The 23,673-nt window shown below is 57.1% G+C and carries 13 protein-coding genes; 5 read left to right on the top strand and 8 right to left on the bottom strand.

Annotated features, from left to right (window positions below; all coding sequences use genetic code 11):
* Positions 1-524 (top strand): hypothetical protein (locus tag RSSM_RS34710; RefSeq protein ID WP_044302402.1); only part of this gene is annotated, 524 nt, incomplete at its 5' end.
* An 81-nt stretch (positions 525-605) separates the two neighbouring features.
* Entirely contained in the window at positions 606-746 is a 141-nt protein-coding gene (locus tag RSSM_RS33705; RefSeq protein WP_008678767.1) for a hypothetical protein, read from the top strand.
* Here the strand turns inward: RSSM_RS33705 and RSSM_RS12225 are convergent.
* The 6 genes from RSSM_RS12225 to RSSM_RS12250 all read right to left on the bottom strand — a co-directional run bounded on the left by RSSM_RS12225 (position 743) and on the right by RSSM_RS12250 (position 10,150).
* Positions 743-1,534 carry a hypothetical protein gene (locus RSSM_RS12225; RefSeq protein WP_008678769.1) on the bottom strand — a complete coding sequence of 264 codons (792 nt, stop codon included), beginning with the start codon at positions 1,532-1,534 and terminating at the stop codon, positions 743-745. The two genes, RSSM_RS33705 and RSSM_RS12225, sit on opposite strands and share 4 nt — an antisense overlap.
* Positions 1,535-1,692: 158 nt before the next feature.
* Positions 1,693-4,245, bottom strand: coding sequence for a cyclic nucleotide-binding domain-containing protein (locus RSSM_RS12230; protein WP_008678772.1), 2,553 nt, complete (start codon positions 4,243-4,245; stop codon positions 1,693-1,695).
* 12 nt (positions 4,246-4,257) lie between these two features.
* On the bottom strand, positions 4,258-6,018 hold the full coding sequence (locus tag RSSM_RS12235) for an NAD(P)H-dependent oxidoreductase subunit E (RefSeq protein WP_008678775.1): 1,761 nt from the start codon (positions 6,016-6,018) through the stop codon (positions 4,258-4,260).
* Positions 6,019-6,043: 25 nt separating this feature from the next.
* A complete protein-coding gene (locus tag RSSM_RS12240) occupies positions 6,044-7,459 on the bottom strand; it encodes a multiheme c-type cytochrome (protein WP_008678777.1) in 1,416 nt (471 codons plus the stop codon).
* On the bottom strand, positions 7,459-8,970 hold the full coding sequence (locus RSSM_RS12245) for a cytochrome c3 family protein (protein WP_236621106.1): 1,512 nt from the start codon (positions 8,968-8,970) through the stop codon (positions 7,459-7,461). The genes RSSM_RS12240 and RSSM_RS12245 overlap by 1 nt, the downstream gene beginning before the upstream one ends.
* A gap of 202 nt (positions 8,971-9,172) precedes the next feature.
* Positions 9,173-10,150: a hypothetical protein gene (locus RSSM_RS12250; protein ID WP_044302403.1), complete on the bottom strand. Its 978-nt coding sequence runs from the start codon at positions 10,148-10,150 to the stop codon at positions 9,173-9,175.
* A gap of 276 nt (positions 10,151-10,426) precedes the next feature.
* Between RSSM_RS12250 and RSSM_RS12255 the strand changes: the two genes are divergently transcribed.
* Both RSSM_RS12255 and RSSM_RS12260 read left to right on the top strand, forming a co-directional pair.
* Positions 10,427-12,310 carry a multiheme c-type cytochrome gene (locus tag RSSM_RS12255; RefSeq protein WP_236621107.1) on the top strand — a complete coding sequence of 628 codons (1,884 nt, stop codon included), beginning with the start codon at positions 10,427-10,429 and terminating at the stop codon, positions 12,308-12,310.
* 7 nt (positions 12,311-12,317) lie between these two features.
* The gene (locus RSSM_RS12260) at positions 12,318-14,075 is read left to right on the top strand and encodes a multiheme c-type cytochrome (RefSeq protein ID WP_008678785.1); all 1,758 of its coding nucleotides are present in this window, start codon (positions 12,318-12,320) and stop codon (positions 14,073-14,075) included.
* Between the two features lie 38 nt (positions 14,076-14,113).
* Here the strand turns inward: RSSM_RS12260 and RSSM_RS12265 are convergent, their stop codons facing one another.
* Both RSSM_RS12265 and RSSM_RS12270 read right to left on the bottom strand, forming a co-directional pair.
* Positions 14,114-18,550: an LVIVD repeat-containing protein gene (locus RSSM_RS12265; protein WP_008678788.1), complete on the bottom strand. Its 4,437-nt coding sequence runs from the start codon at positions 18,548-18,550 to the stop codon at positions 14,114-14,116.
* Positions 18,551-18,634: 84 nt separating this feature from the next.
* On the bottom strand, positions 18,635-20,839 hold the full coding sequence (locus RSSM_RS12270) for a hypothetical protein (protein WP_236621108.1): 2,205 nt from the start codon (positions 20,837-20,839) through the stop codon (positions 18,635-18,637).
* A gap of 341 nt (positions 20,840-21,180) precedes the next feature.
* Between RSSM_RS12270 and RSSM_RS12275 the strand changes: the two genes are divergently transcribed.
* Complete coding sequence (locus RSSM_RS12275) at positions 21,181-23,604, top strand: dockerin type I domain-containing protein (protein ID WP_236621109.1); 2,424 nt, start codon at positions 21,181-21,183, stop codon at positions 23,602-23,604.
* The last annotated feature ends 69 nt before the right edge of the window (positions 23,605-23,673 follow it).

A 23,673-nucleotide genomic window follows, 5' to 3' on the forward strand; every position in this document is an offset into this window, starting at 1 on the left:
GTGAAACAGAAACCTGCAAATGCGAAGGCTGCACCTGCCAAGGCTGCGTGTCGAAAGACAAAGACTCTGACCTGCACGCGGCATTGGTCGACGTGACTGCGTTGACGAAAGCGGCATGTTGCCAATCCGGGAAGTGCGCATTGGTCGGTACCAAATGTGGTTGCGACCAGTGCAAATCCGATTGCAAATGTTGCAGCGAGGAGAAATGTGAATGCAAGACATGCTCCTGTGCGAAATGCAAGGATCCGAGCGTCGGTGCCCACGCGGTTGCATCGGTGAGCTGCGGTTGTGGCTCCTGCGATAAGGGCTGCGGTTGCTGCACCGGCGAGAAGTGTGAGTGCAAAGGCTGCACCTGCAGTGGTTGCGTCGAAGGCAAAAAGACACACACCATTTTGGTGAGCAAAACTGCGAACGCATGCTGCAAAACCGGTGGCGCGTGTGCCCACGACCATCACGCCGAGACCTGCACCTGCGGAGCATCGGCGATCCAACCATTGCCCGAAACTCCTGTCTTGGACAACTAAAGCGTTTGAAAGATTGACGTAGCCGATGTCGCCAAACTTCGGGGAACTGAAGTCTAGCGAACCCAGCCAGAAAGATCTGGCATGTCAACTCTCAACGTGTTCTGCTTCGTTCGCAGTATCGATAACCAACCGTCTCGCGACACAACGCAAGACAACGACCTCAAACGGGGCGAGCATTCTCAAGATGCTCGCCCCGTTTTTTCTATTTACGCTTTCATTTAAGACAAAACCCCAACAGCCACCACGGCAAAAGCCAAAGACACAACCACCATCCCGCCCCCCACAGCACGGATGGCCGCTGGACTTTTCACCCCCACCAATTTGACCAACTTTCGTCCACGCGGATCGGATTGATAGAAGCGTTTTGGGATTCGCAACAACGCCAACCCGATCCAGAACGCAAAAACCGACGCGGGCATCACAAGACACGCCATCCCAACCTGAACCTCGTCCCGCCCCGGGATCTGGTGTAGCCAAGCCACCAGAACGGCAATCACGAGAGTGGCAATTGCCAATGCAAATGCCTGCCACTTGGCCGCCTTCCAGATCGATTCGTCCGACGTGACCGCACGTCCCAGCGAACGGTCGATCTGCGCCCGAACGCCAGCAAGACATTCTTCGAGTGCTCGTTCGACACGCACGCTAACCACACTTCGCCCGAGCACTTTCGTCATGCGGTTCGGGAAAAACGACCTGAAGAGCAAGAACAGCAGGTTTCCTAGCCAAGCCTCCTCGATGCGGTCGACGCCGTGGCGACGACGCACATCGACTGCCTGAATGTCGTCCAAAATCTCAACGCCATTGACCGTACCGTGCAGCGAGAACCCGCATTCTCCCTTGCTCGCGCTCGCACTGAACCGAGTGATCTGCACGTGCAACTGAACGTCTTTGTTCGAAACATCGCGGATCGAGTGGACATACTGCTCGATCGAGTTCCGCACGAGATCTTCTAGGACTTTCTCGTCCGACAGAGCCGTTTTCGCGTTATATCGAACCGAAACAACCGCCATCACATCCCTCCTTCAAACCCAACGTTCTTCTACCCAAAGGCAAACGCCTCGCACCTCCACGCGAAACCGGCACGGCAAAATCAAGTGCGTGATTGGTGGAATCGTGTGATCGGGTGCTGAAATGCTGCCCGGAAATCAGTTGCAAACCGGACCGCCACCTACTTTTTCGAAGTGATTTTGTAGAGGTCGGGACCGGTCATTCGGAAGGCTGCGTCGTGTGGGCAAGCGTAGACGCAACTCGGCGTGCCATCGATGCTCGTGCAGAGGTCGCATGTGGTAGCACGTTGTTGGACGATCGGCTTTCTGCTGCCGTCTCGTTTGGTTTGGTAGACGGTGCGTAGTCGTCCTTTTTCATCAACCTCTTGCTTGGGGAACCCGTGCATGTTGATATTGCCGTAGGGACAATTGTCTGCACACAAACCGCAACCGATGCAATAGTCTTCGATCGCGATTTCGAGAGAATCACCGTTCCGGTGGATGGCGTCGACGGGGCAACCGACGAGGCAGTACGGGTCCATGCATGACCGGCAACTGCTCGCGACGAGGAACTTGTCGAAACGCAACCCGTCCCGAATCAATCGTGTGACGCCACCGTGGGTGTCCGCGCAGGCTTTGGTGCATTCGTCGCATCGGGTGCAGCGTTCGAGGTCGAGCACCAATAAACTTTGGGCGAGATAGAGACCTTGTTCGAGGAAGTCTTCCGCTTGAACCTCCTGCAGTTGTTGCCGGGATTGAGTGTCCCGTTTGAGTAGATCGCCGACCGTTTTGATCATCGTCGCACGTATGCTCGGGAATTGCCGAACGAGGCCACGGAAGTGTTTGCCGCGGATTCGGATGAGTTCGACGTGGTCGAGTGCCGTGCACGTTGCGGTGCGCGTTCCCGGTTGTATGTCATAGTCGAGTTCATCGGCGAAGATCTTTCCGAGATCGCCGAGCAATCCGATTTCACCGAATGCGTTGCCGGGGGCGAGATAGTTGAGGACGCGTTCGTCGCCTTGGAATTCTTGGGTGATTTTGACGAAGCCGAGTCGCGTGATGTAATAGTTGTCCGCGGGATCGCCTTGGCGAAAGATCACCTGTCCGGGATCAACCGATATCAAATCAACACGGTCTCGAAGCGCGTTGGCGACCCGTTCTTTGTCACGGTCTTCGAGAGACTCGAGGATCGGCAGCGACATGAGCTGGTTCTGTAGTGCACGTTTGCGATAAACGTGATCGAGGATCTCGCGGCTGGTCTCGTTGCGTTGCAACATATACAGGATGTTGCGTTTGATCTCGAGCACTTCGGCCGGTTCGACCGCGACAACGGTTGCTGAACGAGGGTAGCGGTTGAGGCAGGTCATCTCGCCCAGGATGACGTCTTCGGCACTCACAAAAATTCGCTGGTTCTCGCCGATCGCCACACCTGAAAGATCCGACAGGTGTGCTTTCCCGCCGACGGATTCCACCACGGTTTTCAGGCCGCCGAGCCACCCCCAAATGCCGTCGGCGCGGCGGTTCCTTACTGCACCACGCGCTGAACTTAGAAAGACTTCGAACTCACCACGTAGGATTACGAATGCGGTCGATCCGTATTCTCCTTCGGTGCACAACCGCTCGCCCGGTTGCAGTGTTCGACGCACGACAGCGGCACCGTTGAACTGAAGAAACTTGTAGGGGATTCCGCTGAAGAGTTCGTATTTGATCAATTCATCCGCGGTGACAATCTCGCCTTGGTTGCCGTCTTCGGCCAATTCATCTTTGACGCGGCGGACTTGGTTTTGGATAAATGCCGGTTGGAATTGCAACGCTCCGGTCGGGCAACTGACTGCACATTCACCGCACGACACGCATGAGCTTTGTCCCATCGGGTCATCGAGGTCGAACGCGATTTTGGTCTCGTAGCCTTTTCCGGATCGACCGATGACATCGTTCAGTTTGATACCGCTGCACCCGCGGCTGCATCGACCACAGAGGATGCACTCGTCGTGGTTGACCGCGATCATTTGGCTGCTGAGGTCTTGCCCACGCGAGGTTTCACGCGGCTGGAAACGCGAAGACTGAACTCCCAAACGATTGGCGACCTCGACGAGTTCGTTATTGGTAGGGGCGGAGTTTTCGGCGGATGCTGTCTTGGGGGCATGGTCTGCCATCAGCAACTCGACAACCGTTGATGCGGCTCGTCGCACCCGCTCGGCGGCGTCAGGGTCTTTGTCGCTGCTGACTGTGTTGACGATCATTCCGTCGGTGACGCGCTGCACGCAGGAGGGGACCAATTTGCTGCGTGTCCCGCGTCGGGTCATCTCGGTGACCTCGACCATGCAAACGCGGCAGACACCTACCGGCGGAAGGTGTTCCCGGTGGCAGAGCGTCGGAATGGGGTGAACCTGTCCGGGCTGATTGACGAAGGCTTCGGAGGTGGCGTCGTAGATCGTGGTCGGCCGCGGGATCGGAGTGCCATCGTTGTCGCGTAGCACTTTGCCTTGCGAGTCGCGTTTGGGAACTGCGAGGGGGACCGTGACGTCAGTGCCATCAATGGTCAGGGTGACCGTTTGGTCGAGTTCGGCCGCGGTAACTTTCTCAACGCGAACCAAGTGCCCGTCGAAATCGCGTGCGAAGAGAGCTTCGTCATCGATCCGCGGTTCCTCCCCGAGAATCGAAGGCAATGCCATCGATAGGTTGAGGTTCGACGAGGAAAACGGGTTCGGTTTAGGCGAATCAGGTGATGTCATGATGGGATGGCTCTATCGGTTGCGGCACGCTTCTTCGGCCAGCTCGGGAAAGTACTTCAGGAACGTGAACAGCGGGTTGCTGGCGACCTGGCCGAGCCCACAGATGCTGGTGGCTTGCATCACCGATGACAGTTCATCGATCACGGGATACATCGTGCCGAGTTCCACAAGATCGATTTCGGCGGACAAGAGTCGTTCCCCCATGTCGGTGATCTTTTTCGAACCGAGACGACATGGCACGCACTTGCCGCACGATTCGTTGCGGTAAAACCTGCTATTGGCAACGGCCTCGGCAAGGACATCGCAACGATCGCCGTAGACCACAATGCCTGCGCCGAGCATGTAACCGAGTGCACGGGACACCTGGATGTCCAACGGTATATCACGCACATCAATATGCGTGACAGTGTCATCGACGATCTTCTCGATGGCGCGGCGGTTAAGATGTTCGATCGGAATACGAGGCGGAAGCAGTCCGCCGGACGGGCCGCTCAATGCGACTGCCGCGATGGCTTGTCCGTCGAGCATGCCGTCGCAGTGTTTGTCGATCAGTTCGCCTAGCGAGATCCCGGTGGGAACTTCGTAGACGCCGGGGTTGTTGACATCACCACTGATTGAGAACAAACGTTTTCCTCTAATTCGATCGGCGACGTCACGCGTCAACGCGGTGTCGCGTTCACCTTGGCGAGCGAACCAATCGCCGGAGTCTTTGAGGATCGCGGGAACCCAGGCAAACGTTTCGACGTTGGAGAGCAACGTTGGTTGGTCGTGAAGCCCGTTGGTCATCAATTCCGGTGGACGGTTGCGAGGCTCGGCGCGTTTGTCTTCCATCGCTTCGATGAGCGCGGTCTGTTCCCCGCAGATGTAGCCGCCTGGGCTGGGGAAGACTTCGAGCGTCATGTTGGACCGCGAGCCAAAGATTCCGTTGCCGAGTGCGCCGATTTCCTCGGCTCGTTTGATCTCTTCGCGGCAGCGTTTGATTTGTTCGGGGTATTCATGCCGAACGTATATCCAGCCGCGATTGGCCCCGACGACGAGGCCTGCGATGATCATTCCCTCGATGACCGTGTGAGGCGCCGCCATGAGAATATCGCGGTCTTTAAACGTTCCCGGTTCACTTTCGTCGGCGTTGCACACCACGTATTTTTGACCGTTGGAAGCTTTCGCCTCACGCACGTCCGACCACTTCAGGTATGCCCGACCGCCGGCGCCTCCCATGCCCAACAATCCGGCGTGCTGCAACGCGGCGATGACGTCGTCGGGCGTCCCCCCCTGAGTGACGAACCTTTGCACCATGTCGTAGTTTCCCTGGCCACCATAGGGATCGATATCCCATTTTCCGATGTGCGGTTTGGCGGTGTCCCAGTCGCTATCTGGGGATGTTGGTCGGTTGTTGATACGAGCGTCAACTGTTTTCTGCAGCCTGCGGTAGTCCACGCAAGCGTGCAGTTCTTCGTCGACGATGGCGGCGGGGGCACGGTCGCACCGGCCCAAGCAGGAAACGCCGCAAACCTCGATTTCATCCCCATACTGCTTTGCCCACGCGGAGAGTTGTTCGGTCATCGGAACCGAACCACGTAGGTGACAGGCCATGTCACGACAAACGTTGACCACCACCGTCGGAGGCGGCGAGGTTCGGAAATGAGGATAGAAAGAAACGACTTCGTTAACCCTGTACAGCGGAACGTTGCACTCCTGCGCGATTTCCTCGAGGTCGGTTCGCGTCAGATAGCCGCGGCGATGTTGTCTCTCGTGCAATGCAGGAATGATCATGGTGTCTATCAGGAAGAGCTGCCAGTTAAGGCGTTACGGGGGACGTATTGAACAAGTCGAGCACCTTGCGCCGAAACAAACCCGCGTCGAACTTGTATGGCGAGCGAGCACGTGATGCGTTGGGCGGGGCGACGTGCGCATCGAAACGCAATAGCTGCAGCAGTTCACGTAGCGTTTGTTCGGATTGGTCGATGTTGACAATCGGATTGGAACGGTTTGACAGGTCTTCGCACGCGGCTTCGAGTTGTAGGTAAGCGATCGCGGCTTCGTGCCAGTCGACTGGTGGTCTGCCTTTGAGCAGGTCGACGATCTCTCCCAAGGCCGCACTGGGTGATGAAGGCTCCGCCGCCGTTCGAGTGGCTAGGTTGGAGAAATGCTCGGCGACCTTGCGCCCGGCGACTAGGAAACGTCGAGGATCGCTGCGGTGCGGTGACAGGTCTTTCAAATAGACAGACGAATCGCGAAAGTCGAGTTGCGAGATTGAATGCCACGCATTCCACACCGGTAGTCCATCACTGATGTGCAGGGGGGATCGAATGAGGTCGCTCGATGGCAACTGGTACGATGCCATCGTCAAGGATTGGTGACAGGCAAAACAGTCATAGTCAGCGAGTTCCGGCCAGGGGACCGATCGCGGTCGTTGAAGATGATCGGCAGCCCGCTCGGAGGACAATGCCGCCGCCGCGGCGAAGGACACGGCACGTCCGACCTTGCGAACCCGTACGGCGGATTCGGCTAACTCCCGTTCTGACCGTTTTTCGCGGTCCCAGTGCTTCGGCAAGTTGCGGTGGTAGACCAACATGTCGAACCGAAGAGCGGGGTGTCCCGCCGCAATCAAATCATGATTGACGTCCCGAATGAGACCGTCATCGGTTCGGGATCCGACGTGGCATCGCACGCAGGTTTGTGCCCGATCGAGAAGCCGAGCGGTCTCTCGAAAGCCTGTTTTCTCGCGGTTTGGACGTGTCGACCAAGACCGAAGATAGTGCTGGTCCACCCAACCGTTCGCTTCGCCGTGGCAGGATGCACATGTCACACCGCGACCAAGAATCTCCGCGGGGATCTGTCCTGACGGTTCGCACTCTTTAGGGGAAACCGTCGCGTGGCAGGAGATGCATCTTTCCCGCAGAACGTTGTGAAAGGCGACTTCGGAATCTTTCGCCGAGGGGGCCAGCCGCGCGACTATCCGGCGAGAGTCACCGTCGAGTAACAACAGCCCAGACGTCGCGTGGGGATCGATCGAGCGGTGTGTCGAAAACGAGTGTGTCCATGCGGGCGCGTTGCGATTTGTTCCGCCATGACATGTCGATGTGGCGCACGATTCGGATCGGTGGAACGCGTCGATCTCCTGCGCGTTCGCCTTTTGTTCGTTGATTTGTCCGTAAAACGCGAACGGATTCGCGAGCAGGGTAACTACCGTCAGAATAAAGAGGAGACGCACTACGGTGTCCCCTTATTGATCGAGGTGATTGATTCGTTCGGGCGGTGAACGTCCATCGGTGAGTGATATCGATGGCATAGGATGCATTCGTCGGATGCCCACGTCGGCATGTTGCCAATCAGTTCGGGAATTGAAATCAAACGGTCGGATTCATCTCCCGATCGTTGCAGCGAACTCGGCGTCGGTGTATCGGCCGCCCGGTGGCATCCTTCGCAGCTCTCAATCCCCGCGATCATCACCTCTTCGTGGGTATCGGTGGGCAATGCGGACTGCGTTAGCGAATCAGAAACCGGATAGGCAGCGGCATGGCAGTAACGGCAGTCGATTTGCCGGTGTACCGCGTGGTCATAGAGTCCTCGTCGTAACCATCGCGTGGGGATGAGCGTCGCTGCGGTGTCGGAAGCTGACGCGAGGATCGCTTGCTCGGATATGGATTCTTCGTCGTGACACGTCATGCATTGGTTTCGTACGCTTTGTTCTGCTGCGGCGATCTCTTCATCGGTCGCTCGCCAATCGATGCCCGAGGCGTCATGGGCAACATTATCGTGACCAGATTCGCGATCACCCGTTTGACCAAGACCGGGAGAAGGTGTCGTTTTCGAGTCGTCGCGTCGGTGCCGCGAATCGCCGGTCGCTCGGTTTCCATCGATCATCGATGCGATCTGGGTTCGCATGGCAGATGAGGGGACGCCGTGCGGAAGACGTAGTGGATCAGCGGTGCTCGGCATCACACCCGGTGAAATCGCATGGCAGGCCTCGCAGTGCTTTTCGAATTGGATGGGTTCCATCGAGCGTCCGAGCAATTCGAGATCAACCGACTTCAACTGAGTGCCGAGTTGGTCGATGACGGACTGTCCGACCGATTCATGGCAACTCGAACAATCCAACTCAACGAGGTCACTGTTGGTTTGTCCCTCGCGTACGTAGCGGGGACGTTCCGAGGGCGACAACCGCGATAGGGTCATGCCGCCTTTCGCGTCGGCGGCAACCTGGCCGGGCATCATATGCAACGCGTGGCTGAAACGGATCTTTCCGGAATCGCCTTGCTGCAGCGACGTGAACTCCCCGTGTGTACTTTTCGTGAAAGCGGCAACGGAGTTTCGTACCGCCGGATTGGAATTGGCGACCGGGGTCAAATCGCGGTGGCAATACAAACACTCTCGCCGTGCGATCTTGGTCAGTTCAAAATCACGACCCTGGTGTGCTCGGTGACAGACAGAACAGTTTTGGTCGCGAGCGGCGAACTGAGCGGTCATTTTGGACCGGTGGTGATGACCGACCTGATGGCATTTCTGACAGGCGTCTTCGAGATGTTTCCTCGAAACGTCTGCGTCCACGCCGATTAGAGGAAACCATTCCGACGGAGCATTGGCGTCCATCGGGGTGAAATCCGTATGGCAAAGCTCGCATTGGTTTTCGAATGATGCGTGCGGTGACGAGAGTGCTCCCGTGTTGAAGTGATGTTCGAGCAGGTTGCGGCCCGGTTCGTTGCTCGCGATAGCGGTTGCCATGCTGCGAGTAGAATTTGGGACAAAGTAAAACAGGTATCCCGCATAGGCCGCCGCGGCGACGAAACCCACTACGATGCAGACAGACCTCCATCGGTCCAGGCCCGTTCGACGTCGGAAGTAGTCGAGCTGGATTCTCTGGGATCGTTGTTTGCCAGTAGGGTTTTGCAACGGATTCAAACGCACTCTCCGCCCGATCGGACAACTACCAATATTTCAGTGCCGTCCAAACATGAACGACCAAGAGTATCGAAACAGAAATGGATAAACCGATGTGGAGCGGAAGCCACGCGTGCAACCACTTGTGAACGACCCGTTGGGTATCGAATTGCCTCCGCTGATCGCAGAGTTGTTCGAGCGAGTCGATGATGTCTTGGCTGGGATCGCCGCAATCTTTGCGAAGCCGGTTAAACCAAATCGTTGCTTCACGCCGGTCGGTCACTGGGCTAGTGATCGAGGAACCGTGAAGCAGGAACTGTTCGATGTTGTCGTATGCTGTCCAAAGTCGGTCGCGATCATCTCGGCTGTCGTGTGCCTGTTTGGTTTGCAGCGTGCGTCCCGAGGTGCGGCCTTTCCCGGCTTGCCGGACGGCGCCGATGACGATCGTTTGCGTCAACGACATGTCCATATCCTCCATGTCGAGTTGAACCTGCTCGATCGCCGTTCGACGTTGGCCGCACGACGCGATCAGCAATCGTTTGGCATCGTCGGTCGCTAACCCGGCGACATGATCGATTTGACTGTAGATCGTCTCGGCCGGAAGGTTTCGCAGCAGCCACTTCGGCAAAACGTTTTGTACGATCCATCCATAAACTCCGCTGAAGATGGTCAGCGAGAAAACGGTCATGAAAGTTGCCGGCAGATATCCACCGAGATGAAATCCCGAGTGAACGACCGCGAGTGGAAAAGATGCCAAACCCAGCCAGAGGTGTGCGGCGAGCCAGTATTTGGTCGGAAATAGCCGTAGCCGACGAAGAGCTTTGCGTGGCCAAAGAAGCATTTCGAACGCAATGATCGCTCCGGCGACAATGCCGCAGACCAGCCCAACGGTACTGCCGCCGCCGAGCCACTGTCCGGCCGCTCTGGAATCGATCACGTACCAGATCACTCCGCCCGCCACCAATGCCAGTGCAATTGCGGCAAAGGGGAGATGGATTCGGATTTGGTTTCGTTGGAGCAGCAAGTGAAAAGGCCAGGCGAATCTTCGATTGAGAAAAGCAGTGAACGGCGTCGCAAAATTGCTCGCAGATTTCCGCCCCTGTAAACATCGTTGTACTTGGGTGGGAGTGCCGTTCCAATACCCTACGCGAGGTAGTTTTCGCGATTGTACCGATTGTCGTCTCTATGCGGTGCTCGATCGTCCGCTTCGCCGGACCTTCGCGGAAGTTCTTCAAGACGGTTTGCCGATCCGTCAATTACTGTGTTCTGGTATGGACCGTGTAATCTTGGGACGATGGCGATGAAATTCAACTTTCTTGCAAACATGCGACGGACCTGGGTTGGGGCATGCGCCGTGTCCTTGCTGTCGTGCGGGTTCGTCGTGGGAGAGCTCTCGGCTCAATCGGTTTCAGTCGCTACCGGTCTGGAAATCGCTCCCGGTATGCAGAGTCGCAATGCTCCGTTGCTGCGTAGCGATTTGAGCGCAAACGGGGCACAGTCCTGTGCGTCAGCAGGGTGTCATGGCGGACCGCGACCCGGCGTTGTTCAGGCACAGGTGGCTCGCAGCAACGAGTATCCGATCTGGCTCGAGAACGACCCGCATTCGCAAAGTTGGCGAACGTTCTGCAGCGACGAGAGCGTCGCGATGATGAGGCGGCTGAACATTCTGAGCGGTAGCGGCGAGGTGATCGATCAGGCCGGTTACGACAATTGCTTGGCATGTCACAACACGACGCGGCGTTTTACACCGCCCGCGCATGCTGCCGGTGGCGATCCTTTTGAGACGTTTCATTCCGCAAAGAAGAAATCGTTCCAACGTGAAGGCGTCGGTTGTGAAGCGTGTCATGGTCCATCTCAACAATGGATTGGTGTCCACTTTCAAACAGGATGGGATGCTGACTACGCATCCGATAACGGATTCGTGAATGCGGACGATCTGCTGACCCGAGCCCGCATGTGTGCCACCTGCCACGTTGGCGATCAAGACCGTGACATGAATCATGATCTGATCGCCGCAGGTCACCCGCCCCTCCGGTATGAGTTCGCGACCTATCATGCTCGTCAACCCAAGCATTGGCGTGATACGGAGGCCGACGCGGCATGGCGATACGAAGCCCAACTCTGGCTCGCCGGTCAGATTGCGGCGATGGATGCGTCGCTCGCGTTGATGATCGAACGATCTCAGAGCGGTCCACATGGCGGCGGTCCAGCGGGGAGCCAGTGGCCGGAGTTGTCCGTCTACGATTGTGCCGCGTGTCACCACAACCTGGGTTTTGAGAACCAACGACGTCCCGATCTGCCGCTGGGGCGTTCTCCTGGTGTCGCATTGGTCTCGTCATGGAACGACATCGGGATGAGGTGGTTTTTGATGTACCGGATGCGTGGCAGCAAGGCGATCGACGTCGACTACCAACTGCTCGACGCGATTGAGGATCTTCGCACGACGTTGCATACCGACGAGATCACGGACGCTGACCTCGTTGCGAGGATGTCGGCGCGGGTTCGCACATTGTTGTCTCAGTGGGTGGATCAGGTTTATGCGGTCGAGCGATTTGAATTCGAGGCCGGTGAACTCGCCCAATTGGTGACTCAGGCGGCGGGCGATCAGGAGACATATCGAACCTGGGAATCGGCCTCGCAGTACTACTTAGCCGCAGTCGCAGCCCGAAACGCATGGCCGCAGGGAGCGTCCGGGCCAGCATTTTTTGTTGCCAATCGGCTCCGACTCGGATTACGCTATGCGGACCGGATGCAGACCCCTCGGTTTGCGGAGGCCAATTCCGATCGCGGTCGCCAGTCTCATCCATTGCTGGCGAGAGAAGAGGCCGCGAAGTTGGCCGTCGAATTGGCCGCGTGGCTCGGGCCGGTCGATCAGCCGGACCTCGGCGAGTGGGCTGAGGACTCCGAAAAAACCGATCGGATGCGAGAGGATTTGCGAGCGGTGATCGATCGAGTCAACGATCAAATCGCGAAACGAAACGCGGAACGCGGCACGAGGGCCGGTATCGAAGGTACTGATAACAAAGGCCCACGCGATGGTGATGTCGAAACGCCCAAACCCAACCAGCCAGAGCAACGTGATGAAAACGCCGCACCGAAACCTCGCGTTAAGACACGAGAAGAATTGCTCGAGGAACTGCGACGGCGACGCGCCAACCAGGCCAACCCGTTTAGTGACGATTGACCACCGTGTGTGGATCCGGAATGGTTTGTATGCGGTCCTAACGATCGTGATCTCCGGCCTGTTGTCGAATCCAAATGCCGATGCACAGCAACCGCCAACGATTGAGGATCGACTCAGCGATCCCGTCTACATGACCTGGGTCAGCGAGCCCGCGGTCGCTGAGTGCATTCGGTGTCACTTTGACGGTCCTGGCGAAGCTGAAATAGCCTCGGGGCAGTCCAGTCAATTGAACGCATTCAGCCGCCGGCAAGAAATGGACGCTTGGGTGCAGCGTGACAAACACACCATCGCCCGGCGTCGCGTGGAACCGTTCACCGAATCGCAATTGGAATCAGAACTGCTCGAACTCTACGACCGGTTGCAAAATCGTATCGACGAGGTGGTGTCCGTCTATCGCAACAAAGGATACCGGCTCGATTACGACAACATTGGTTTGAAAGAGATTCCGAAGGAATGGGTTGGCTCGAGCAATGTATTGAGCCGACGTATCTGCGACAAAATGTGGGGCGAGAACGTCGTCGATACTCCTGAAGGTTATGCCCTGTTTCGCGATGCCTGTTTGACGTGTCACGGTGGTGTGACGGGCGAACAGGTGCGTGGTGAAGGCGTTTTGAGTAAACATTCAATCGGGATCGATTGTCTATTTTGTCACCAAGAAGGCAATCAAATCGCGTGGCAAAAGACGCACTTCGACAATGAAAAATGGCGTTTGAGTTCGCCTGCGCAGAAACGTGCCCTTGGCATGAGCGACATGGTCAACACGGCGAACCAAGCGTCGATGTGTTTGGATTGCCATGTCGGAAACCGCAAACGCAACATGTTTGTCACGCACCAGATGTACGCGGCGGGGCATCCTCCGTTGCCCTCGGTCGAAGTGCAAACGTTCTCAGATCAGATGCCGCAACACTGGCAAACGCCGTCGCAGTTGTATGAGAACCTCGGTCAGGATCCGACCCGTGCGGAGTATTTCACGATCAACTATCCCGGTGTAGTGGGGGCAGATGCTCTGCGTGCTGAGAAAACGTATTGGGACACACGCAAGGTTTTCATCGGAGCAATCACCGCTCGGAAAAAGGCGGTGCAGTTAATGGTAGACACCGGCCCGACGAAGGATTGGGGGGACTATGCGTTGTTTGACTGCGCGGCCTGCCATCATGAATTGCAAACCGAAAGTCTTCGGCAGCAGCGATATCTCACCGCGACGCGGGAGAGCGTTCCCGGACGCCCACGCCCGCACGAATGGCAAAGCGTGCTGCTCGACGTCGCCTATCGACTCGGAGGGAGAAACCGGTACGCCGAGATCGCGAGTTTGGAATCCGAACTCGCGAAGTGTTTCGACGAAAAGCCTTTTGGAAATCCGGAGTCGATTGCGAACGTGGGAACACGACTGCTCGCCAAACTCGACGAGTTAACCGCGACGGTTCAAACACGCCGTGTCGATGAGAGGTTAGCTCGAGTCGCGTTGAAAGCGATTGCCGGAAGCGACGAGGCAAAATTGCTAGCGTACGACTCGGCACGTCAAGCGGTGTGGGCGATCAACGCGATTTCATCTGAACTCAATCGCAGCAACTCACCGCTCGATGCCGAAGTCCGAGCCACCATTGAACAGCTCAACGATAGTGATATCACTGGGCTCGATACCGATCTACCATCAGGACGCAAACAATACATTTTCCCCGGGCACCTTCGGGCTGAACTGGCCCGCCGAGCAACGTTCCGTCCCGACGCGTTGGCGGATCTGTTGCAGACGATTGCCGACGAGTAGGTGCGGATACTGTCGACGAACTGTTGCAATCTCGCAGGCTACTTTGTCGGTTGGATACGGTAGATCGTTTCGTCCATGACATGATCGGTGACGTACCACGGTTGACCGTCGGGACGTAAGTACATGCGACGGGCTTCTTCGCGGGATAAAGGGCGGGCTCCGACGCGGCCGAAGACAGCGATCTGGTTGCCGCTTTCGTCCACCGCACGATCACGATCGATGCCCCGGCTAATCGCCAACGCGTGTCCCTCTTTCGGGAGTTTGTAGGTGGCGACCAAGTACGGGAGCGGTCGTGGACTGAATCCGTCATTGCCCGGAACCTCGGGGCTGGTCAATTGGACGACCCGCAGGCCGTTCTTTCCATCGGCGACGTACGCAAATTGGCTGACATTGGTGATTCCCAACTTCACGTCATGTGCGTCGTTGATGCAGCCGTTCGCGTCGTAGACCTGGTCGATGAACGCTTCGCGAGGTTTCTTGAAATCGATGATTGCCAATCCGTGATGTCCCGCCGCAACGTATGCGTAGGTACGGGCAATGTAGACGCCGTGAGCGTCATCAAGCGGGATTTCGTGAACGACGTGCGGGTGTGATAGGTCGGTTGTGTCGATGACTTTGACACCGTGTTCGTCTGTGACGAGACCATAGCGGAACTGCACGGCGACTTTATGCGGATGATGCAGTTCCTCGTGCCCGATCACATGAGTGACATGAGGGCAGGTGGGGTCATCGAGGTCCACGACAACCAAACCGGCTTTGCAGCAAATATATGCGTACGTGCCGACGATACTGACCGATTCGGCACCGTCGAGGATTCCATCAGGATTGAATGTGAGTGCCCGTTCGAGGAAGTTGTTCAGCGGGTTGCCGTCGAGCAGCGTACCGGCACCGACCAAAATCAATCCTTCCTCTCGGTCACTGATGAAGATGTAGCCATACATCGGATGCACGGCTGACTCTTCGTTTGTCGGATCCTGTTTGCGCGTCGGGTCGGGAGCGATGGTGGCGGGCGAGGCGACGCCCGTTGCGAATTTCGTGCGGACGTAAAGGCGTTGACCGAGCGGCGACACCGGTGCGGTCGTGATTCGCTCGCTGAACGCTTTGTGGTCAATGAAGGCAATGTCAAATACGCGGAGCCCACCTTTGCCGCAGGCGGCGTAGAGATATTCGCCGCGGTGTTGTAGGTCGAGAATTTCGGGTTTGCGGTATCGCAGTGACAACGATTCCAGGATGTCGCGGCCTGGATGCTCGTGAGAGTGTTCGAGTTCGCGGTCGTGCTCTACGTGGTGTTTGTAGTTTTCTGGGTAAGCGACCTGGTGTAGCGAGCTCCCGATGACCGCCTGTGGTTCGGTGTTCTCGGTGACAACAACGGCTTCGAACCCGTGTTCTCCGGCGGCAACGTAGCAATACTTGCCGATGAAATTGGTGAAGCCGGTGCCCTGCATCAGCAGTTGTGACATGATCGCATTGTTATTATCGGTCGCGGAGAGGTGGCAGTCCGTGCAGCTTTTGGTTTCGTAGACGCCACTGGCCGCGTGATTCGATTCGTTCTGCCAACCGGCTCCGCCACGCACCGTGTGCGGCACATTGGTGCTGAAGGCGATGCCTGACATCCCGTCGCCGCTGATTGTTTGTTGCTGAGTGTAGATCGCTTCGCGGTTCGCGTTGTAGCTGGTGACGTGGATCGCGCAGCTACTGCGTGCCGGACCGATACGATTGCCGGTCACGTTGCCGTCGCGAGCGAGCATGAACACGTCGTCGCGGAGCGTTTGGAAGTTGTAGCTCGTCCGGTTGCGGGTGACGTCGCCCGCGCTATGCAGTTCGGGAGATTTAATGTTGGCTTTCTGTGGCAAGTGGCATCCGAAGCAGCTCGGGTTCCACGAACTGTGGCAAGCGATGCACGACATTTTCTTGCCGCTGTGGGCGCATCTTTGAAGGTCCTCTTGCGATGTTCCGCCCCACGTCGGCACACCGTCGTCGCCGAGTCGGACGCTCTTGGCGGCATGCGAGCGAGGGTTGTAGTTGTTGTGGCCGGGGCGAACCGTGTCGGCCGTTTGAGTGACCTCCCACCACAGGTCCGGCTCGACGGTGCTGCGTTGAATCAGTTTCGGTGCAGCGCCGGGTTCTCGAATGATCTCGAAGCGTGGTTCATTGAAGGTGGTCCGCAGAGCGAGCAGGTTACTGCCGCCCTGGGGTGCCGCCGGGCCAGATGTGGGCAATCGCAGTGGCTGACCGGATTTGATTTGCGATTCGACTTTCTCGACCAAGGATTGCTCTGCTGTCCCGTGACAATCGACACATTTGATTTCAATCGCGGCGCGGACTTCGTTGTAAAGCAGCGTGTTGCCGTGGCTATCGTTGTAGTAGTGGCAGTCGGTGCAGTGCATCCCCTTTTCCATGTGGATGTCCATCATGTGGACGGGAGTGTCGGGGCGGCACTTGCCGTATTGCTTCTCTTCCGGAGCGGTCGGCTTGACGGCTTCTTGTAGCTTTGGAGTCGATGTGTCGGTGACGACATCATTTTTCCAATCGAGAAGTTTGCCTTCACGGTTCTTTTTGAACACCGCTCGATAGACCCAACCGTGGCCGTGGAAGTCGGCGAACTGTGTGTGTCGCAAATGCGGGTTGAGGTCGCTGACGTTGGCGAGGAATTCGGGATCGGACCAATGTCCCCGCGCAGCCGCCTCGTTCGGGTTGGATTCGGTGGCTCGGATGTAATCTTCCGCGGTCAGCTTCTTCTGCTCTTCCGGATACATCAGTTCGCCGTCGGTCTCGTTGTCCCACCACATGTAACCGAGATAGCTATTGAGGACGTTGGTGCCCGGGTGGACGTGGCAGACCATGCAGGTGCTCGTGGGCATCCGCAATTCAAATTTGTGCTGGATCGGATGGCCGCTGTGATTTTTATTGATCGTCGGGTCAACGTATTTCACCCATTCATCGCGCGCCGCCGCTGCGGTCCCGCGGTTGCCGTACTTGGCGAGAAAGCCGCTCGCCGTTTCGCTGCGGTCGTTCGCGTAGAGAACGTGGCACGCGCTGCATCCACTGCTGCGATAGTCGCCGGGATGGTCGTTCGTACCAAGAAAGTTCAGCGTCGGATCGAGGAGGCGTGTTTTCGCGAGGCCGACGTAAACCGGATCGGTCCGGTTTTCGGTGCCCAAACCGCGAAGGCTGAGTCGTTCGCGTGGGCGTCCGGGTTCTTCGAGTCGTTCGGGGATGCCGATTTCCGGGCGGAAGCGACCGCCACGTTCAAAAATTCGCAGCACGTTGCCGGGCTGCGAGACTTGGTACTTCACCAACGGTTGCAGACGCGGAAGGATTCCTTTGTCGCGTGTTTGGGCCGACGTCGGTGCCGGGACCGTTTGCATGATCTGCGGGGTGCCGTTCATCGAATAGGATTCACCGAACCGGCTGTATTTTTCGTCGGTGCTGCCATTGTTATAGAGTGCGGCGCCCCACAACATGCATCCGTGGGTCATCATCGATTTGCGAAGCTGCAGAACCTCGTTGGCGTGACACTGACCGCACGCGATGTGCGCGACACGCAAGTCACCTGGGTTGACGAATCGCACGAATTCGGGCGATTCATGATTGAGCAGAGTGTACGATCGGACCGGGTTGGCGCTGTTTTTCCACGCCGGTGCAAAGCGAGGTTGCACATGGGCGTGTTTGATGTCGATGGCGTCTGCGTTGCCGCCGTGGCAGTCGGTGCAGCCAATTTGTACTGAGTTCTCCGGGTGCATGTTGCCGACGTCGGTATGACAGGTGATGCACCCGTGGCTTTTGGCATGGGCAGCAGCGGCGGTTTGCGTCGACAGGTTGTCGAATCGCAGGTCGTCTGGGATCGGATACGATGGGTTGTCAGCAACTCCCAAACGTCGAGCGAGGTCCCAAGGGTCGCCCGACTTTCCCGCCATCCCAGGCTCGTTCGCGCCGTCGACTCGCGGGGTTGGGAAGCCTCCGTGATAAGAATTTCCGCCATGATAAGACGGCGTGCCGTGCGATTGTGGCGTGGCGAGGTGACCGTGGCTCGATGGTGCCGGTGCGGGCAATTCGCCGGAGGTCGGCCGGACCTTATTTTCTTTGGCAGCGGGGTTTTCTTTGGCAGCCGGTTTTCCTTTCGCAGTCGGGTTCTCTTTGACAACCGGGGTTCCTTTCGCTGCGGGCTGCCGCTGAGTTGGCGGCTGATCGCTGAGTGAAAACTCGACGCCGTGGGAATCGTTGTCGGACGCGGGATCGCGATTTTCGGCCGTCTGAGTGGCTTCCGCTTCGGCTTGTCGTTGCAATTCGAACGCTTTGAACAGCGTCGATAAACGGGCGTCGGGCGAGGACGCCGGCGGAGCTTCCTCGGAACGCGATGGAGGCGATGTTGCCGGAGGTTGTGCGGTTAAGATCGCGTTGGAGCAAACGATGCTCAGGCCGATAAGTATGCAAACGCATCCTAGGATTCGGCGTGACGTGTTGATTCCGTTCATCGGCTGGCTGTGCCTTTCGTGGCATTGCTTGTCGACCTTCTAAGGTTCGGCAAACATCCCCGGTGGCCACCGCCGTTTGCGAACTCAGAATTCCAATACAACCTCTAGGAAGCCTGCCACATGCGTATCAAGCGTGCCGTCGACACGCTGGAATAGATCCGCGAATCCGTCCCCGCCAAACAGTGCGGCCAAACCACCCAGACATACGATGTTATTGTTTAGCAGGGGGCGGTATTCAAGGCCAGAGCTAATATCGGTCCCGATGAAGTCACGGACTTCGCCGGTGAAGAGGTACGTTTCCAGAGATGACGTATCGTCGAACCACAGCAGATTGACGTTGTTGATCGTCTTCATCTTGGGCGTCAAATCAGCGTCGAGGCCGAAATTGACGAGGTGCAGGCCAGGGTTGACGAAGTTGCTTTGACCCTGGAATTTGTTGCTTTTCATGCTTGGCGTGAGGCTCAACCGGTTGGTCAACTCGACGCCAAAGAGGCGAATGTCTTGGCGGCCCCAGTAGCTAAATTCGGTGCCGGCGAAGTTCGGATTGGGCAGGATTGCGTCGAACCCGGTTGCCTTCTGGTCGTTGGGGTCTTTGTCGCCACTGCTGTACAAATACGAAGTTCGGAACCGAACCCAATCGCGGTCATACGAAAGTTCGATGGCGGCCATCGAAGCACTGATGTCCACCCCGCGGCCTGCAATCGGGTTCAGATCGTCGCGACCGAACGCGTAGTAAAACGCGGTTGAATAGTTGAACCGCTCGATGTGTCCGTTGGTGGCGGCGCCAAAGTAATACGCACGAACCTCGTGCGGTTGGGCGATACCAGCGGGATCGGGCCGCACGAGAAAGTCGTTCTGGTTGATCTCGAACGAGGGCCCGTCGTGGTTGGCGTGGAAGGAGACGTTGGCGTTCAGGCCTGGGTACAGAAAGTCCTGCCGGTAGTAGTTCGCGATCAATGTGTTTTGATGGCGGTCTTTGCTGAAACGATTCAGCAATGAGTTGGAGTCTTTTTCGGTTTGATCGAACCAGATCACGTTGAATTGATCGCGGTTGGATTTGCGTGTACCGAACAGCCGAACTCCTCGGTTGATGTCGGCGAACAGGAACCCGCGGAAGTCACTGACGAAGGGTTGGCTGCCGACACGCGTGGAAACGAAATCGTAGTAGGGACTCAAGTCAGCGAGTTTGGCTTCGAAGAACCATTCCTCCAACGCAAAGTCATCTCGAAACCGGCTCGTTCCCGCACGGACGTCTGGGTTGACGACACCCAACTCGTCCGCGGTCAGGTTGTTCATGTTGTAAATCGTGTTGAGCCGGATTCGCCAATCGTTCGGTTTGAACGCGGCGTTCCCATGAAAGAGGTCTATCGCGACCGAGTTGTAGGACTGCATCAAGAACGAATCCGGGTCACCGAAAAACGCGGCGGCACCTGGATTTCGCGTAGCCTCAAATGGAGTCGTTGGTGTGGGGAGTTGTCTGCCCTCGAACAGGTTGAAACTCTTTCCGGTGAGCTTCAAAAACGTGTGCTCGCCCAAGATCGGGTAATCGCCTTTCAGCACATTTTGGTTGTACGGATCCCACCAAACCCCCTTCACACCGGGATAATCATCGAGCATCGGATGCCCTTTGCCGTAGCGGTCGCTATCCTGTTGTCCTATCCGCCACAGGTCCGTGACCGGGATGAAGTGGTTGCTGGATTGACATTCGGTCGGCACGATACCGCTGCGACCGGTGAAACCGTATGGATGTCCGCCATCGGTTCGGAACAGTGGCGACGTGTGATCCTCCCCCGGTGCAACCTCTGGCAATCGGTGGGCAGTTTCAAGAGGCGAGCGGAGCACCGGTGGAGCGGTGTCGGCCGGATTCCACGGTTTGGTTTTACGAACGGTGCCAGACTGCGATCGGTTTTCTATCGCGTCGGGATCGTCGCGGAATTCTCGTTCGATCGGATACTCTCGCAGTGCATCCACAAACAGGTCGGTGTCGTTGATGGCGTCCGTTTTGGTTTCTTCCGCGTCACGACTGACCGCCTCATCAACATTTGGGGCAACAACGTTTGGGGCAACAACGTTTGGGGCAACAACGTTTGGGGCGATAATGTTTGGGGCGATAATGTTTTGCCCAACGGCGGCCGTGTTATCGCCGAGGTCGCTCTCACCACTCGGCCGCAGCAATAATTCCAGACCGTCGGCGCGGCTCGCAGGCGTGTTTGCGCAAACGCAGACAAAGATCGCAAATATGACTGCGATTGGTTGTCTGATTGGTGGTTTGCTTGTCTTGAAAGGCATCCTTCCATCCCCCCGAACGGTCCGGTTACTCCTCTCGTATCGGTTGTGCCGATGCGACTCTTGTTACCGAATTGAGGAACTTTGACGATTTTCTTGATCGTTCCGAATTTTGGTGGGCATGGAATCAAATTCTGGCTACCAAGTTCGAAAAGGCTGGATTAGCCTGGGTAGCTACTCTGAGGTAGTTCTGATCCACCGTCTGATTCGCCGCGATGAAACCAAAAACGACTCGCCCATCTCATCGTAAACTCCGTAAACTCCGTAAACTCCGTTGCGAGCCGTTAGAAAAGCGGCAGTTATTGACCGCCTCTTTGGGGGCGGATGTAACGGACGTGACCGCCATGGATGTTAACGAGGACGGGTATGTGACGGCGCGAGATGCGCTCGCGGTGATCAATATTCTCAACGATCAGCACGGCAATCGCATTTCTGGCGAGCCCATCGCTCAGAACCGGGCGGACGTGAATCTGGACGGCGAAGTCACATCGGTTGATGCGCTGCGCATCATCAACCATCTCAATGTGATGGGCAACGCCGAGCCCGCCTTGGAGACGTTGACGCTGGAGCAGTTCAAGGACCTTCCGAAGGATGACGTTACCGAGAGCGGTGTTTTTGAAACTAAGCTCGCGGAGAATGACAGGCTCTCTGACAATTTGCTCACGGCGAAAGATGTCGAAATTCTGCTGAGCCGCGCTTCGATGGCGACCGAGAGTGAGGATGCGATCATCGCGGTTGTCGATCGGTCCGGTCGGATCCTCGGTGTGCGGGTCGAAGACGGTGTGTCCGCAAACTTGAAGGGCGACGATGAAAAGCTCGCGTTCGCGATTGATGGCGCCGTGGCCAAGGCTCGTACGGCGGCGTTCTTCAGCAGCAACGCGGCACCACTGACGAGCCGCACAATTCGTTTCATCAGTCAGTCAACCAACACCCAACGAGAAGTCGAGTCGTCGCCACAGAACACCGATCCGAATTATCAGGGACCCGGCCTCGTCGCTCCGATCGGTGTCGGTGGTCACTTCCCACCGGAGATCCCGTTCACCCCGCAAGTTGACTTGTTCGCGATCGAGCATCAAAGCCGAGACAGCCAAACGCATCCGGGGGAAGATCGCATTCGTGGAACGGCCGACGATTTTGAATTGCAGGCCCGCTTTAACGCGGACCCTGCATTCATCCCTGAAGTCGCCGACGATTTCTTTCGCACGTGGCCAGAAAGTTTCGGGGAACAATCGGGGACCGCTCCCGACGCGGTCCCTCGTGGGATCGCCACGCTGCCTGGTGGAATTCCGCTGTACAAGCAAACGAAAGACAAAGACGGGAAACTCATCACGAGTCCTACTAGCCAGAGCGTGAACCTGGTCGGTGGGATCGGCGTTTTCTTCCCCGGCGAAGATGGCTACGCGACGTTCGAACAAGGGTTTGAACACGGCGTCGGACAGACCGAGAAAGAACGCACTAACGCGGACAAGGTGCTCGAGGCGGAGTTTGCTGCGTTCGTCGCCGCGGCAGGGGGAGAGATCGAGGTCGGAATGTCGGCATTTGATCGCGATCTTACCGAGTTCGAGAATCGATTTGCACCGTTGCCTGAGGGGTGCGAGTTTAACTTCGTCGCGCTCAGTGGACGGATCGACTTGGTGGGTTTGACCCTTGAAATCTACGGCCCCACACCGAGCCCGCAGTTTCCTGTGCCGGGTATCGATCGGTTGTTGCAGTTCGGGCGACAACTCGGAGGCGGAATCGATTCAGGAGATAATGTTCCTGTTGGGCTCTGGGGTGAAGATTTAAATGGGAAACCGGTACCGGAAGGATGGTTGGTCGTGCCTCACGACAGTCCAACATCGAGTGGGCTGACTGCAGAAGATGTCCAGCAAATCATTGAAACGGGAATCGCGGAAGCCGAACGAACTCGAGCTGCCATTCGCCTGGATATCGACGGCGGATTTCGTCCTGGGGAGACGACCAGTATGGTGCTGTCGGTGGCCGATACCAACGGTGAACTCTTGGGGCTGTACCGGATGCCGGACGCGACGATCTTCTCGATTGACGTCGCTGTGGCGAAAGCTCGTAACACGGCCTACTACGCCGACCCGGAGGACATTCAATTCGCTGATCGCGTCGACTTCAACGGGGATGGTATCAAAGTCGATACTTCGACTTCGCTCGACGATCGCACTGGCGACACGTATCCCGAAGGCACTGCCCTGACCAATCGATCGTTCCGGTTTCTCGCGGAACCTCGCTTTCCGACCGGTACCGAACTCGATCCATCTCTCGCGGTGGGTTGTGATCAGTCACCGACGATTTGCACCGAAGTTGGCCCGCACAGCATGCTGCGTCTGCCCGGCATCAATCCTTTGACGGGCGAGAACCTCATCGACGATGCACCGCTGGCATTTGATGTTTATGCGTCTGAATCTCACGACAGCACAAAGGCGTTTGATGCGTTTAACGTGATGACCAACTTCCGCGATCCCGGGGATGACGGTGTGAAAGTGTACGGTCTGCCTGACCTGACGGTTGACACCAAACGAGCAAACCAGAATGGTGTAGTTTTCTTCCCTGGCAGCTCGGCACTTTACGTCAATTCAAACACGCAACTCGCAGGCGGCTTCGGCGTCAGTGGTGACGGTGTCGACCAAGACGACGTGGTGACGTTCGCTGGGCAAAACGGTTTCGAACCGACTTCGGAACTACGCGTGGATGCGTATACCATCGGAGGCGTTCGTGTCCCATATCAGAAGTTCAATCGGAACCCGTTCGGCGCGTAAGACGGGCACCTCGTACACGCAACATTCGTAAGCGACTTTGCCGGTCACGGGAACTGGATCGTTCAGGCG

This window comes from Aporhodopirellula sallentina SM41, from assembly GCF_000346505.1.
In the GTDB taxonomy this organism is placed as follows: Bacteria; Planctomycetota; Planctomycetia; order Pirellulales; family Pirellulaceae; genus Rhodopirellula; species Rhodopirellula sallentina.